Origin of the sequence: Duncaniella sp., assembly GCF_029056165.1 — a bacterium.
Classification (GTDB): Bacteria; Bacteroidota; Bacteroidia; order Bacteroidales; family Muribaculaceae; genus Duncaniella.
Genome location: NZ_JAIDBW010000039.1, coordinates 17,562 through 31,378, shown reverse-complemented (window position 1 = coordinate 31,378; position 13,817 = coordinate 17,562). Strand labels below are relative to the sequence as shown.

The following is a 13,817-nucleotide window of genomic DNA, read 5'->3' as shown; positions in this document are numbered from 1 at the left end:
TTATAACAGCGAATATCATGAGGATTTCAGGAGTTACAAAGTGATTTTACGCCTAAAACAAATGTTTAGAATCACATTTTACAAATGCAACTTCATAGTTTGACAGACTTGTTTCAGAAAGTAAATAGCAAATTTGAGCTCCACAGATTTACAATTTGCATTTACATCATCACCAATAACAATCGTAATTACATAATGCAAATTCAACTATTTGCTTTTGTTATTTACATAAATCGATATCATCAGTGCAAATTTAATTACATCTCCAATAGAAATTCTCATTCCCCACCATAAACAAGTTGAAATTACAATTTCAAATTTTAGGCCCTATTATTAAGGTTAAATTTCATTAACAATTAAAATAATCTATTGATTATCAGCGTATATATGAAATTAATCTAAATAATAGATATAACTGCATCAAGACGATTCGGTTAAAACAACCCGTTTATTGCTTATTTTCACACCAAACGAGTATAACAAGCTTATTTCTCGGCATTTTATGCGTTTAATTCTCAATTATAACTTTAATATCGTGTTTGCAAATCAAAAATCAGCCGAGTTTATCTTTGTAATTGCAAATTCATGCAACCTATAGCTGGTTTCGATCGTAAATTTATTATTTTACAAACGTAAATTTGTATTTTACAAATTAAATCATTACATTTGCAATCCAATTACAAATAGAAACTTTCCAAAAGTTTGCATTATGGACCTTGTTTCAAGACTCAAACACTATCTTGATTCACGTCAAATCAGCGTCACGCAGTTTGCCGATGAATGTGCTATACCTCGTCCGACCGGAAGTCAGTTGCTGGCTGGACGTAATAAAAAGGTTAGCGATGAGATTATATCTAAGATACACTCCGCCTACCCCGACCTTAACATCGTATGGCTGATGTTTGGCGAGGGAAGTATGGTAAACTCCGCAAATATTGAAATCTCAGAGGCTCAAAATGAGCAAAAAAACGATATTTACGTCAGTGAACAACCGGAGGATCAAGGACTTGACTTCTCCGTGGACTTCAATGAAAATTTACAAGCAGAAACAGCAGAAAAAAATCAGACATCCGTAACTGCAAACACATTCACTTTCGCAACATCATCTGAACAACAGAATCCAACCGACAATTTTGACACTCCCCCAACTAACAATCCCGTTCAAGAAATCGAGAACGATAAAAAAGATAAGCAGGATTCCAATTCATTCACTTTGAAAGCCGGAAACGGCAAACGTGTCACAGGAATAGTGGTCTATTATGATGATTGCACCTACGAGTCATTCATTCCTGACCCAAATCACGGACACCCGTTTATGAGATAGGTGATCACCGACCCATCTCCCCTATCCCGGCCACATGTGCCGGTCGGCTGTCAAGTCCAATGACTGTCACACCACATTTTGGCAGTCTGCAAGATTCTGAGTAATTTTGCAGACTGCTTTTTTATTTGAATCAAATCAGCCAAAGATGAGCATATCCATCAATAGTCTCAAAGTCGAGTTCAGTGCAAAATGCCTTTTCGACAACATATCATACATTATTAATCCGAAAGACAAGATTGCGCTTGTCGGCAAGAACGGCGCCGGAAAATCAACGATGCTGAAGATCATTGCCGGACTCCAGCCCCCTACTTCCGGCAATGTGGCCATGCCGCGCGACACCACCGTAGGCTACCTGCCGCAGCACATCACAGTCAGCGATACGGCCACCGTGATCGATGAAGTAAGGAGTGCGTTCAGCCATGTCGATGAAATGAAAGCCCGGCTCGACGACATAAATAATCAATTGCTCACCCGCACGGACTACGAGTCGGACTCGTATCAGGAACTGATCGAATCCATGACCTCCCTTACCGACAGACTCGCCATGGAGCAGAGCGACAATTTCGAAGCCGAAATGGAAAAGACCCTGATCGGACTCGGTTTCCTTAGATCGGATTTCAACCGTCCTACCTCGGAATTTTCAGGCGGCTGGCGTATGCGTATCGAGCTGGCTAAAATCCTTCTTCGACGCCCTGACGTACTCCTGCTGGACGAACCTACCAATCACCTCGACATCGAGTCGATCCAGTGGCTTGAAAATTTCCTCATCACTAAAGCCAACGCCGTGGTCCTCGTGAGTCACGACCGTGCGTTCATCGATAATGTGACGAACCGCACCATCGAAATCTCGCTTGGAAAGATCTACGATTATTCCGTCAACTATTCGAAATATCTCGTCCTCCGTCAGGAGCGTCTCGAACAGCAGATGCGCGCCTACCAGAATCAGCAGAAAATGATACAGGAAACGGAGGATTTCATCGAGCGTTTCCGTTATAAGGCGACGAAGAGCGTTCAGGTACAAAGCCGAATCAAACAGCTTGCCAAGATCGAACGCATAGAGGTCGATGAAGTGGATACTTCTCATCTCAACCTTAAATTTCCCCCAGCCCCCCGTTCGGGCGACTACCCTGTCATTGCCGACAATGTAGGCAAAGCCTACGGTGACCATCAGGTGTTCGATCATGCAACCTTCACCATCAAGCGCGGAGAAAAAGTAGCTTTCGTCGGAAAAAACGGCGAAGGTAAATCGACCCTTGTAAAGTGTATAATGGGTGAGATCCCATTCTCAGGATCTCTTAAAATCGGCCATAATGTCAAGATCGGTTATTTTGCCCAGAATCAGGCTACCCTTCTTGACGAAGATCTGACCGTGTTCGACACTATTGACCGTGTGGCCGTCGGCGACATCCGCACCAAGATTCGCGACATACTCGGAGCATTCATGTTCGGAGGCGAAGCTTCCGATAAGAAAGTAAAGGTGCTTTCGGGTGGCGAGCGCACACGTCTCGCCATGATCCGTCTTCTGCTTGAACCGGTCAATCTTCTTATCCTTGACGAGCCAACCAACCACCTCGACATGAAAACCAAGGATATTCTAAAGCAAGCCATCAAAGACTTCAACGGAACGGTGATCGTTGTCAGCCATGACCGTGAGTTCCTCGACGGCCTTGTAGAGAAAGTCTATGAATTCGGAGGCGGGCAGGTCAAGGAATGTCTCGGTGGCATCTATGAGTTCCTTGAAAAAAAGAAACTCGCCTCGCTTACCGAACTTGAGCGCAACACTATCCGCCCCGTCAACGCGGAGAAGGAAACATCCACTACGGCCACACAAAAAAATGCAGGGCAGTCAAGCAAAACCGCCGATACCAACTCCGGATCACCCGCAGCCCAGCAACCTACCCGCAAACTCAGCTATGCCGAACAGCGCGAGCATGAAAAACTTGTCCGCAAGGCGCGTAAAAAAGTCGAGGAGGCCGAAGCCGAAATCTCACGTCTTGAACAAGAGATAGCGGATATCGAAGCAACCATTGCTGCGGGCAATCCTCCCGCCGATATCTATGACCGCCATGCCTCCACGACGAAGCAGCTTGAAAATGCTATGTCTCTCTGGGAACTGGCCTCCATTGAATTTGATGAAATCTCCAAGTAATTCCCATTGACTGGAATTATCGGTACCTCTGACATAATAAAATCAGCTCCGGCATCCGATTGTGATATTCAATCATCACACATCGGATGCCGGAGTCGATTTTATTAATCTATCTTGCCAAATACCAGAACTGACGGGACGGGTTATTCCGCACCATTTTCTATCAGACGAATGCCACCGTCAGTAATGACAATCTTGCGTTCACGATACAGATGGCCGATGGCCTTCTTGAAATCCTTCTTCGAACATTGGAAAGTGGCACGTATAGTCTCAGGTGATGCCGAGTCGGAAATTGGGAGGAAATATTCCGGCTGCTGTTTCAGACGGCCGGCAATGCGCTTCATCAGTTCATCGACGCGGCCGTCATGACTACCGCTCAGAACAAGATCGATTTTTCCATCATCCCTCACCTGCTTGACGTATGCATGGATCGTCTTCCCGATCTCAAGCGGTTTATAGAGAGTATTCTCATAGAACATACCGTGGAAGAGGTTATCGACAACCGCCTTGTAGCCAAGTTCGGTATGCTTATACACAAGAGCCTCGATCTTATCCCCGATTTTGTAAGACGGGTATTTATTTCCGAGAAACTTATCAATCTTTGCCGAGGCCACAACCCTCTTGGTCGCATCATCGAGATAAACATAGACGAGCACCACCATCCCTCTTGTCAGCTTCAATTTCTGCTCGCTGTATGGGACAAGCAATTCCTTGCCCACAAGCCCCCAATCAAGGAAAGCACCTATATTGTTGACCTGAGTCACCTGCAGATAGGCAAATTCACCTACAATGGCAAACGGACGTTCCGTCGTGGCCACCGGACGATCTTCAGAATCTTTATAGACAAACACTTCAAGTTCATTGCCGGGCTGGAGCGGAACTGTGATGTAACGTGCGGGGAGAAGCACTTCATTTCCCTCGCCATCTGTAAGGTAAGCCCCGAAATCAACATTCCGGGCCACCTGCAGAGAATTGTATTTTCCTATCTTTAACATGGGTTCGTGTTATTTTTCAGCAAATTTAGCCAAAATCTCATAAATTACCTATAATTTTGCAGATGAGCAACAAGACGCATGCACACCTACGTCTGATAAACGCTTTACTATCCACAATTGTTAAATTACTTTACATCATTTTATAACATCCCCTGTAAAATCATGGAAGAACTATTGAAATATTTTCCCAACCTTTCGCCTCTGCAAATCGAACGCTTCACGGCACTCGGACAGCTTTACCCCGAATGGAATGAGAAAATCAACGTCATATCACGTAAAGACATCGACAATCTTTACTCCCATCATATACTTCACTCCCTTGCCATTGCAAAATTCATCACCCCAATTGACGGTACGCAAATGATCGATCTCGGCACAGGCGGAGGTTTTCCCGGTATCCCCCTTGCCATCTTCTGGCCCGAATGCCGTTTTCACCTCATCGACCGTATCGGTAAAAAGATAAAAGTAGCCGCGGCTATAGCTGAGGAACTCGGCCTCGACAACGTAAGCTTCCAGCATGGTGATATGGGCGAATGCAAACTCAAGGCAGACTATATTGTATCGCGCGCGGTAATGCAGCTTGACGAACTTGTGAAAATCTGTGCGCGCAACGTTGCAGGTCAAAGCCGCAACAAACTTCCCAATGGTCTGATTTGTTTGAAAGGCGGAGAGCTTGCGAGCGAACTTGGCCGCGTCAAGCGTCCGCTGATAGATGTCCCGCTCAGCGACTATTTCAGCGAGGAATATTTCAAGACCAAGGATTTAATTTACGTTAAGATATGAAAGTAAGTAGATTTGTATTCAATATGTTCGGAGTAAACACATACGTCGTGTGGGACCCCGAATCTTCTGAAGCCGCCGTTATTGATCCCGGCATGATCGATGAGAGGGAGCGACAGGCTCTTGACAGCTTTATCGAACGGCAAAGGCTTAAAGTAACGCAGCTCATCAACACCCATTCCCATCTTGATCATATTTTCGGTAACGCGCATGTAAAGGAAAAATATGGTCTTGAGATCAAAGCTAACAAATCTGATGAGTTCCTTGCCCTGACTCTCCCGGAGCAGGCATCACGTTTCGGTCTCCACGAGTCACTCCGTCCCGGTGAGATCGACGTCGAGCTTCATGATGGTGATACTATCTTTCTCGGCAAGGAACACATGGAAGTCCTGAGTGTACCCGGTCATTCACCCGGAAGTATCGCGCTCTACTGCCCTGAATCCAACTTTGTAATTACCGGTGATGCTCTTTTCCCCGGCTCAATCGGCAGGACAGACTTACCGAAAGGCGACTACGCCACGCTCATCGATTCGATCCGCCGCAAACTCCTGACGCTACCTGATTCCACCGTCGTATTGTCGGGTCATGGAGGCGAGACCACCATAGGCCACGAGAGAAATTCCAATCCATTCTTAAAATAGGAATCTGACTGGTATAACCACAGGAGTCTGACCGACCGAAAACAAAGACAGGTTCTCCTCCGGCCAGACTGATCCGGCGGGAACTTTCACTGTAATTTTCTGCGCAAAATAAATAAAGAATTTTTTCCTTAATTAAAAAAGAAACTCTAATTTTGCGCACAAAATAATCACCAATTCCGATCTTGTCCGTAACCGGAATCACTTTCGGCTGACACATCGGACACTCTCACGTTAAAAGTCAAAATTACTATGGTAAGACCAAAGCTTAAAATCCGCGACTTGACATTGCGCGACGGGCAGCAATCACTATTTGCAACCCGCATGAATAAAGAGACCATCAACAAGCTTCTCCCCTTCTATGAAGATGCCAATTTCCACATCATGGAAGTCTGGGGTGGAGCTGTGCCTGACTCTGTGATGCGTTATCTCGACGAATCTCCTTGGGAACGCCTGCGCATTTTCTCAAAGGCTATGGACTCAAAGAGCGAACACCCGAAGGCATTGCTTTCAGCTCTTTCACGCGGACGTAATCTTTTCGGCTATGTCCCCTATCCCGATTCAGTCCTTGAGGGCTTTTATAAAGAGGCGATTGACAATGGCCTGAACGTAATGAGAATTTTCGATGCGCTCAATGACATTGACAACGTAAAGGAATCAATCCGTCTCATCAATCAGCTTGGCGGCATAGCTGACGGTGCTGTCTGCTACACTGTCGATCCCAAGCCCGAAGAGACGGATGAAAACAGCGGTGGATTTTTCGGCAAACTGAAATCAATGTTCGGCGGCTCGCAGAAGCAGGAGAAGATTTTCACTGATGAATATTTTGTGGAGAAAGCCCGGCAGATGGAGGCCCTCGGAGCAAAAATCATCACGCTTAAGGACATGGCAGGACTTGTCAATCCCGCCCGTGCAGCCTCAATCATCTCCGCTCTCAAACAGGCGGTGAAAGTGCCTGTGGATTTCCATACACACTGTACCCCCGGCTACGGTCTCGCATCGTCACTTATGGCCATCATTAATGGTGTTGACATTCTCGACACCAACATCTGGTGGTTTGGCGGTGGCTCGGCCGCTCCCGCGATCGAACTGATATGGTTCTTCTGTCAGCGCATGGGCGTAGAGGTCGAGGTCAACATGGAGGCCGTCGGTCGCATCCGCAACGAACTTCTTGACGCCCGAAAAGCACTTGCGCAGTATGACCTTCACCGTGACGACATGCAGCGTCCGTTCGATCCGTTGAAGGATCAGCTTCCACCGGATGTGCTCGCTCTCTTCGATAGTGCTATCGAATTTGCCAAAGTCGGCGACGAGAATGCCCTGCTCGACGCTTGTCATAAAATAGAGGCTTATTTCGGTTTTCCGAAACCCAACGAACTCGTAAAGACTGCCGAAGTTCCCGGAGGTATGTACTCTAATATGGTGGCACAGCTCCGCGAATTGAAGAGCGAAGATCTGCTTGAGGATGCGATGCGCCTGATCCCGATGGTTCGCAGGGACGCCGGTCTGATCCCCCTCGTCACTCCGACCAGTCAGATTGTCGGTAATCAGGCTGTGCTCGTAGCACTTGACCGCAAAAACGGCAAGCCGGACTACACAAATAAATCCAATCAGTTCATCTCGCTCGTCAAAGGCGAATATGGCCGGACTCCGGTCGCTATCGATCCCGCATTCCGCGAGAAGATCACGGGCAGTCCGGAGGAACGCCCCTATGACGTCAGCAAATATTCCAAGCCTGAAAATCCTGAGGTAGCCGAGCTTGGAGGCAGGAAACTTGCCTCCAACAATGAGGAATATCTGCTTCTTGAACTCCTCCCGGCGGTTGCCAAAGGATTCCTCCGTCGCCGTCGTGACGAGGAATATAAAAAGGAGGAAGCCGAGAAAGCCCCTGCCGTCGAGGAAATCACTGAAACAACAGTGGCTGAAGTCGAGCCAATCACAGGGCCGGTCATAAGTGCACCTATGTGCGGACGCATTGTTGAAATCAAGGTTCAACCCGGTCAGAAAGTAAAGAAGGGCGATGTAGTCCTTGTTTATGAAGCAATGAAGATGGAAAACGATGTCGAGGCTGAAAATGACGGAGTGGTGAAACGCGTGTTGGTCAGCACAGATGCCCAAGTTGCAACCGATGCTCCGCTCATTGAATTTGAGGCCTGATCACCCCTCCTACTTATGGCTTAATGAAAATACAACCTTTAACCCGGCAAGTCGTGGCATGAGTGTGTCACATCTTGCCGGGCTTCAATGACTAAATAGACTATTATCACAATTACATTAAAATTTCAACTATTTTACTTATCATGAAATCAGTAAAAGCACTCCTGATTACGCTCGTAATGATCCTTGGAGCGTCAGCAATGCCTGCTCAGGCACAGTTCAAGTTCGGTCCCAGAGTCGGACTCACCGTCAATGATCTCCATTTCAATAAAGATGTTGTCAACTCAGACAATCAGACCGGTTGGACCGCCGGTTTCACAGGGGAGTTCACTGTACCTGTCATCGGTATTTCTGCTGACCTTTCAGCAATGTATGTCCGCCGTAACTCAAAATTCATGGAAAATAACGCATCTGCTAAGGACAACCGAGACTATATCGAAATTCCCCTCAACATCAAGTATAAATTCGGTCTCCCGGTGATCAGCAAGTTCGTTGTCCCCTATGTAGGCGTAGGTCCGAGCGTATCTTTCCTCACCAGCCGTCGTCATATCGAAAATGCTTTCAAAAATAAATCTGTTGACTGGGCACTCAACTTTGGTTTTGGCGTTCAGCTTTTCAGCCATGTCGATCTCAACGCTCGCTACGGTCTCGGTCTCACAAAGGCTATCACTACCTTCTCGGACGCAGAGAAAGCCGGTATTGAAGGCAAGAACCGCTACTGGACTATCTCACTCGGCTACTATTTCTAAAATTCCTACAGGATTTTACAGTGTGTGAAATTCACGCGAAAGCTCGAATATTTCCAAAACGACTTATTCATCAATAAAAAACTTCGGATGCTGTTTATTAGCATCCGAAGTTTTTTATTGAATGAGCATTATAGGCAGTTAATTCCTAATAATCACCATCTTAATCCCTCCGGGGATATTATCAAGGCTTTTCCAGTCATCCTAAACCAACCAAGCCCGGTGGGATTTCTCCCATCGGGCTTTTTATCAGTTGTGCTGAAAGAGCAGATTACTTACCGGCGATTGAGTCGGAAACTGTCAGACGTGCACGGCCTTTAGCGCGGCGACGTGCGAGGACTTTACGACCATCGGGGGTGGACATGCGGGCACGGAATCCGTGCTTGTTAACTCTCTTTCTGTTAGAAGGTTGAAATGTTCTTTTCATTGCCGTATATGTTTACTTTTTGATATTCTATAATTCGAGGTGCAAATTTAGGAATAAAAACGCATACGAGCAAATAGTTTTCACATTTTATAACACTTTTCTTTACACAAGTTCTTCTTTTATGGCATCACACCATGCTTTTACGCGTGCAGGTGTCCCTTCCGGATGATTCACATTGTCAATGCAAAGCCCGACGATCATACCATGCACGTCACTGTCGGTATGTTTGTACTTATATCCGTCATTATTGAATGGAGCGATGAATGTCGCACGTGTGTCGTGGAGTCGATGATAGATCTCCCCTACCGAATTACAGAATGTATCGGACATCGATTCATCACCGCAACCGAATATAGCAACCTCTATGCCTTCAAGGTCAATAGCCTGCAGTCCATCAAGGAATGTCGCCATATCTTCCTGAAGGTCACCTGCATTCCATGTGCTTGCACCGATCACGAGCACATCGTAGTCAGCGACAGCTGATGGTGCAGTAATGGCCACGTCATGGACATCCTCAGGATTTACACCGAGCTGACGCGCTATCTCCTGAGCTACTTCGAGGGTCGTACCGGTAGTCGAACCGTAGAATATACCTATCTTTTTCATTGTATCTTTGAATAAATGTTGTTAAACTTACGTTGTGTATGTCTTTCTTAGTAATGAATTGAGATCGTTTTCACTTTCGTATGGATTGTCTATATTTTTCTTCAATCCGGGTACATAATATTAACGTTCATGGCATAATTAGGTTCGTTCACTTCCCACGATTTGCTTATTTAATTAAATTTCACTACTTTTGCATAGTATATCTTACCTCAACGCATAGCTCCGGCAATCAATACGGGCAAAGGCTTTATGCCCTTCCGACCAATCGGAGCATTACATTCCGACTAATTATTATTCAATCATTTACTTTAAATTACATGAAAAAAACCTTCATTTCATGCATGGCTTTACTGGGATCATTGACAATGTCAGCCCAGTATTCCCACACAGTGCAGGCTGAAAAACTTGACCGCGGAGTTGTGGCAGTCAAGACTAACGGAGGGGTTTTCGTGTCATGGCGTTCGCTTGTCACCGATGCCAAAGGAACCACCTTTGACCTCTACCGTGACGGTGTAAAAGTCAACGAAACTCCACTGAAAACCAAAACGAACTTCACGGATGCGGCAGGAACTACTGCTTCAAAGTACACCGTAAAAGCTATCATTGATGATAAAGTGACCGAAACGTCCGCAGAAGCATCCGTATGGGAAACACCTTATCTCAAAATCCATCTTAATCGTCCTGAAGGCGGCACATCGCCCGCAGGCGGTACTAATGAAGATCGCAACTACACTTATACACCTGATGACGTATCCGTGGCCGACGTCGATGGCGACGGCAACTGGGAACTCATCGTGAAATGGCATCCGACAAATGCAGCGGACAACTCTTTCTACCGCTACACCGGTAACACCATCATCGACTGCTACAAGCTTGACGGCACTCAGCTCTGGCGCATAGATCTCGGCCATAATATACGTTCCGGTAACCACTACACGCAATTCATGGTCTATGACTTTGATGGCGACGGTTGTGCCGAAATGATATGCAAGACTGCACCGGGCACAATTGATGCCAAGGGTAACCCGGTGCTGATGGGTGATGACAAGGTGACTGATGACTATCGCAATTCGCAGGGTCATATCATAAAAGGTTCGGAATACCTCACTGTTTTCTCCGGCAAAACAGGAGAAGCGATCCATACCATAGCCTACAACCCTTCACGCAACGCCCACCCCTTCGACAAATCTACCACCGGCTGGGGTGACTCATACGGTGGCCGTTCGGAACGTTATCTCGCAGGTGTCGCCTATCTCGACGGTAAGACTCCGAGTGCCATTTTCTGTCGCGGTTATTACACCCACTCCTATCTCTGGGCTGTTGATTTCGATGGAAAAGAACTGAAAGAACGCTGGCTTCATGCTTCCACCACCAAGGGACAAGGTGCCTACGGCGAAGGTGCTCACTCACTGACAATCGGTGACGTCGATGGCGACGGCTTCGATGAGATCGTCTATGGTGCCGCTTCGATTGACCATGACGGCTCACTCCTTTACCGCACGGGAGCTGGACACGGTGATGCCCTTCACCTTGCAGCCATGCTTCCTGACCGCGAAGGTCTGCAGGTGTTCATGCCTCATGAAGAGAAAAGCTCTTCCTACAAGTATGACACCGAGTTGCGCGATGCAAAAACCGGCGAGATCATATTTTTTGAAGCTCAGTCAGGAAATGATATCGGTCGCGGACTCGCAGCCAACGTCTCCTCTAAGTATTCCGGCTATGAATATTGGTCATCAACCGGCAAGGTATTCAACAATGGTGTGCAGTTGACCGGAGCTAAACGCCCCTCGATCAACTTCCGTATCTACTGGGACGGTGACCTTCTTGACGAGCTCCTCGACGGAACCACCATCACAAAACCCAATGAAGGTCTCACGAAGATCAACACTATCCAACAGTTCAGTTCTTTCTCAAATGCTGCCTCTTGTAACACGACCAAGGCCACTCCCAACCTTCAAGCTGACCTCTTCGGCGACTGGCGCGAGGAAGTGATCCTCCACGACAGCTCCACGGAGTCTGACCTGCTAATCTTCACGACCACGATTCCTACCGAATACAAAGTACCGACCCTCATGCAGGACCGTCAGTATCGTGTAGCTATCGCTTGGCAAAACGTGGCCTATAACCAGCCCCCTCACCTCAGCTACAATCTTGAGGAATTGTTCAACACCAACGGTGCTATCTCGATCAACTCAGGCGCGCTCAGTCAGATTATCTATCTCGGCGACGAAATCCAGCCTATCGCCTTCACCGTTCTCCGTGCGACAGGTGCTGAATGTGACGGTCTCCCCGAAGGCATGGTGTTCAACTTCGATCCCGCTACACTCACCGGCACTATTACCGGCAAGCCTGTAGCCGAAGGCGAATATAACATTATCGTGACAACGACAGGAGCGAACGACGACACCAACGCGTCATTCAATGCAACCATTAAGGTACGCAAGAACACCTCCATTCAGCTTGCTGCTTATTATCCGTTTGAAAAAGTCGGAGAATCTACCCCCAACCTCAAGGGTGGAAACGCCACCGCCCTCAAGGGAGTTCTTGGTACGGCTGTCGATGGCAAGCAGGGTAAGGCTCTGCAGCTTGACGGTAAGAACTGCTACATTCAGGAGAACTATGACCTGATTAATTTCGGTGATGCCTCTTTCTCTGTTGAATTCTGGATGAACTCTACAGCTGCCGACAACAACTGCTATATCATGAACAAGGGCGTAATTGCTCCCGCTAATGGTTCGGGCAACTGGTATGGCATAGAGTACAAGGACAACAAGGGTGTTAAAGAGCTCCGATTCGCTGTCGATGACAACATCGAGAAGTCTCAAGTAGAGGCTCAAGGTGCAGAAAAGTACTTTGACGGCAAATGGCATCATGTCGTAGCCGTACGCGACGCTATCGAAAAGCAACTCAGCCTTTACGTGGATGGAGAGCTTCTTGCCACCAAGGAAGATCTCACTAATACAATACTCTCTGACGAACCTCTCGTGATCGGAAATGTAAACGGTGGTGACGGCTGGGGCTATGATAACTTCTACACCGGCATGCTTGATGAATTCTCGATCTACCGTGGCGTGATGAGCGCAAGCAAGGTCAAGGAACATTTCGAATCGCAGGGCTCTGAGATGATCGCTTACTTCCCGATGGATGAAATGGGTGAGACAACGCCTAATATGGTCTATGGCGAAGCGACCGCACAGAAGGGCACTACAATCTCTATCGACGGCCTCAAGGGAGGTGCTATCGAGTTTGACGATACCTACTTCCTCACCCAACCGATCTATGATGCCATCAATATGGGCGAGAAAGACTTCTCTATCGAACTTTGGGCACGCTCAATCGACGATGACGGCTATCTCCTCTGCATCGGTACCCACAACAAGACCAATGTCGAAGGTGGTACGGGTAACTGGATCGGCCTCGAACGCAAGAACGGTTACCTCTGCTTCTCGATTGACGATGACATCAAGAAAACCGACTGTAAGCTTGATGACGCCAGCAGTATCTTCGACGGCGAATGGCACCATATCGTATGCGTGCGCAACTATGCCGACAAGACTATGAAGCTCTACATTGACGGAAAGGAAAGTGCAACAGAAAACAACGTAGCCACAGGTGCTCTCAACTTCTCCGCTACAGAACTCATGTTCATCGGTGGCGATGACGAGTCTGGCAACCGCATTTTCGCAGGCGCGATAGATGAACTCGCCATCTATCCGAAGGCTCTTTCTGCCGACGAGGTTGAGGAACATTACAACTACCTCCGTCTTTCGGAAATCGAAGACATAATCGCAGGATCGGCAACCGCACGTTACACCGTTGTCGATGCCTTCAGTGGCCGTATCATCCGCACCGCTGTCGGAGTCGATCGCGCGGATATCGTCGATGATCTCCAGCAGGGCATCTACGTGCTCGTTGTCGAGGACGGACAGTCAATGCAGACCTATAAGTTTGTGAAGCGTTAACACGCCTTACTACTTCTTCTGAACAGTCCAACG

At 47.3% G+C, this 13,817-nt stretch carries 10 protein-coding genes; 7 read left to right on the top strand and 3 right to left on the bottom strand.

What is annotated here, in order from left to right; translation table 11 throughout:
* The first annotated feature begins 709 nt into the window (after window positions 1-709).
* Both K2G41_RS09480 and K2G41_RS09475 read left to right on the top strand, forming a co-directional pair.
* The gene (locus K2G41_RS09480) at window positions 710-1,324 is read left to right on the top strand and encodes a helix-turn-helix transcriptional regulator (protein ID WP_300117617.1); all 615 of its coding nucleotides are present in this window, start codon (window positions 710-712) and stop codon (window positions 1,322-1,324) included.
* A gap of 145 nt (window positions 1,325-1,469) precedes the next feature.
* A complete protein-coding gene (locus tag K2G41_RS09475) occupies window positions 1,470-3,473 on the top strand; it encodes an ABC-F family ATP-binding cassette domain-containing protein (RefSeq protein ID WP_300117616.1) in 2,004 nt (667 codons plus the stop codon).
* 143 nt (window positions 3,474-3,616) lie between these two features.
* On the opposite strand, the gene K2G41_RS09470 is transcribed toward K2G41_RS09475, so the two are convergent.
* Window positions 3,617-4,468 (bottom strand): S1-like domain-containing RNA-binding protein, encoded by an 852-nt coding sequence (locus K2G41_RS09470; RefSeq protein WP_300117615.1) that lies wholly within the window; start codon window positions 4,466-4,468, stop codon window positions 3,617-3,619.
* A 162-nt stretch (window positions 4,469-4,630) separates the two neighbouring features.
* Between K2G41_RS09470 and rsmG the strand changes: the two genes are divergently transcribed.
* The 4 genes from rsmG to K2G41_RS09450 all read left to right on the top strand — a co-directional run bounded on the left by rsmG (window position 4,631) and on the right by K2G41_RS09450 (window position 8,792).
* On the top strand, window positions 4,631-5,251 hold the full coding sequence (rsmG, locus tag K2G41_RS09465) for a 16S rRNA (guanine(527)-N(7))-methyltransferase RsmG (RefSeq protein ID WP_300117614.1): 621 nt from the start codon (window positions 4,631-4,633) through the stop codon (window positions 5,249-5,251).
* On the top strand, window positions 5,248-5,889 hold the full coding sequence (locus K2G41_RS09460; protein WP_300117613.1) for an MBL fold metallo-hydrolase: 642 nt from the start codon (window positions 5,248-5,250) through the stop codon (window positions 5,887-5,889). Before rsmG ends, K2G41_RS09460 begins: the two co-directional genes overlap by 4 nt.
* A gap of 249 nt (window positions 5,890-6,138) precedes the next feature.
* A complete protein-coding gene (locus K2G41_RS09455; protein WP_300117612.1) occupies window positions 6,139-8,043 on the top strand; it encodes a biotin/lipoyl-containing protein in 1,905 nt (634 codons plus the stop codon).
* 143 nt (window positions 8,044-8,186) lie between these two features.
* Window positions 8,187-8,792, top strand: a complete 606-nt coding sequence (locus K2G41_RS09450) for a porin family protein (protein WP_300117611.1) — start codon at window positions 8,187-8,189, stop codon at window positions 8,790-8,792.
* A gap of 268 nt (window positions 8,793-9,060) precedes the next feature.
* On the opposite strand, the gene rpmH is transcribed toward K2G41_RS09450, so the two are convergent.
* Both rpmH and K2G41_RS09440 read right to left on the bottom strand, forming a co-directional pair.
* A complete protein-coding gene (gene rpmH / locus K2G41_RS09445; protein ID WP_107031019.1) occupies window positions 9,061-9,216 on the bottom strand; it encodes a 50S ribosomal protein L34 in 156 nt (51 codons plus the stop codon).
* A gap of 102 nt (window positions 9,217-9,318) precedes the next feature.
* The gene (locus K2G41_RS09440; protein WP_300117610.1) at window positions 9,319-9,822 is read right to left on the bottom strand and encodes a flavodoxin; all 504 of its coding nucleotides are present in this window, start codon (window positions 9,820-9,822) and stop codon (window positions 9,319-9,321) included.
* Window positions 9,823-10,139: 317 nt separating this feature from the next.
* Here K2G41_RS09440 and K2G41_RS09435 point away from each other — a divergent pair, with 317 nt between their 5' ends.
* The gene (locus K2G41_RS09435; RefSeq protein WP_300117609.1) at window positions 10,140-13,784 is read left to right on the top strand and encodes a LamG-like jellyroll fold domain-containing protein; all 3,645 of its coding nucleotides are present in this window, start codon (window positions 10,140-10,142) and stop codon (window positions 13,782-13,784) included.
* Window positions 13,785-13,817: the final 33 nt, after the last annotated feature.

Coding starts and splice junctions, on each gene's coding strand:
- K2G41_RS09460 (WP_300117613.1), top strand. CDS start 5,248: ATGAAAGTAAGTAGATTTGTATTCAATATGTTCGGAGTAAACACATAC.
- K2G41_RS09435 (WP_300117609.1), top strand. CDS start 10,140: ATGAAAAAAACCTTCATTTCATGCATGGCTTTACTGGGATCATTGACA.
- K2G41_RS09440 (WP_300117610.1), bottom strand. CDS start 9,822: ATGAAAAAGATAGGTATATTCTACGGTTCGACTACCGGTACGACCCTC.
- K2G41_RS09455 (WP_300117612.1), top strand. CDS start 6,139: ATGGTAAGACCAAAGCTTAAAATCCGCGACTTGACATTGCGCGACGGG.
- rpmH (WP_107031019.1), bottom strand. CDS start 9,216: ATGAAAAGAACATTTCAACCTTCTAACAGAAAGAGAGTTAACAAGCAC.
- rsmG (WP_300117614.1), top strand. CDS start 4,631: ATGGAAGAACTATTGAAATATTTTCCCAACCTTTCGCCTCTGCAAATC.
- K2G41_RS09480 (WP_300117617.1), top strand. CDS start 710: ATGGACCTTGTTTCAAGACTCAAACACTATCTTGATTCACGTCAAATC.
- K2G41_RS09450 (WP_300117611.1), top strand. CDS start 8,187: ATGAAATCAGTAAAAGCACTCCTGATTACGCTCGTAATGATCCTTGGA.
- K2G41_RS09475 (WP_300117616.1), top strand. CDS start 1,470: ATGAGCATATCCATCAATAGTCTCAAAGTCGAGTTCAGTGCAAAATGC.
- K2G41_RS09470 (WP_300117615.1), bottom strand. CDS start 4,468: ATGTTAAAGATAGGAAAATACAATTCTCTGCAGGTGGCCCGGAATGTT.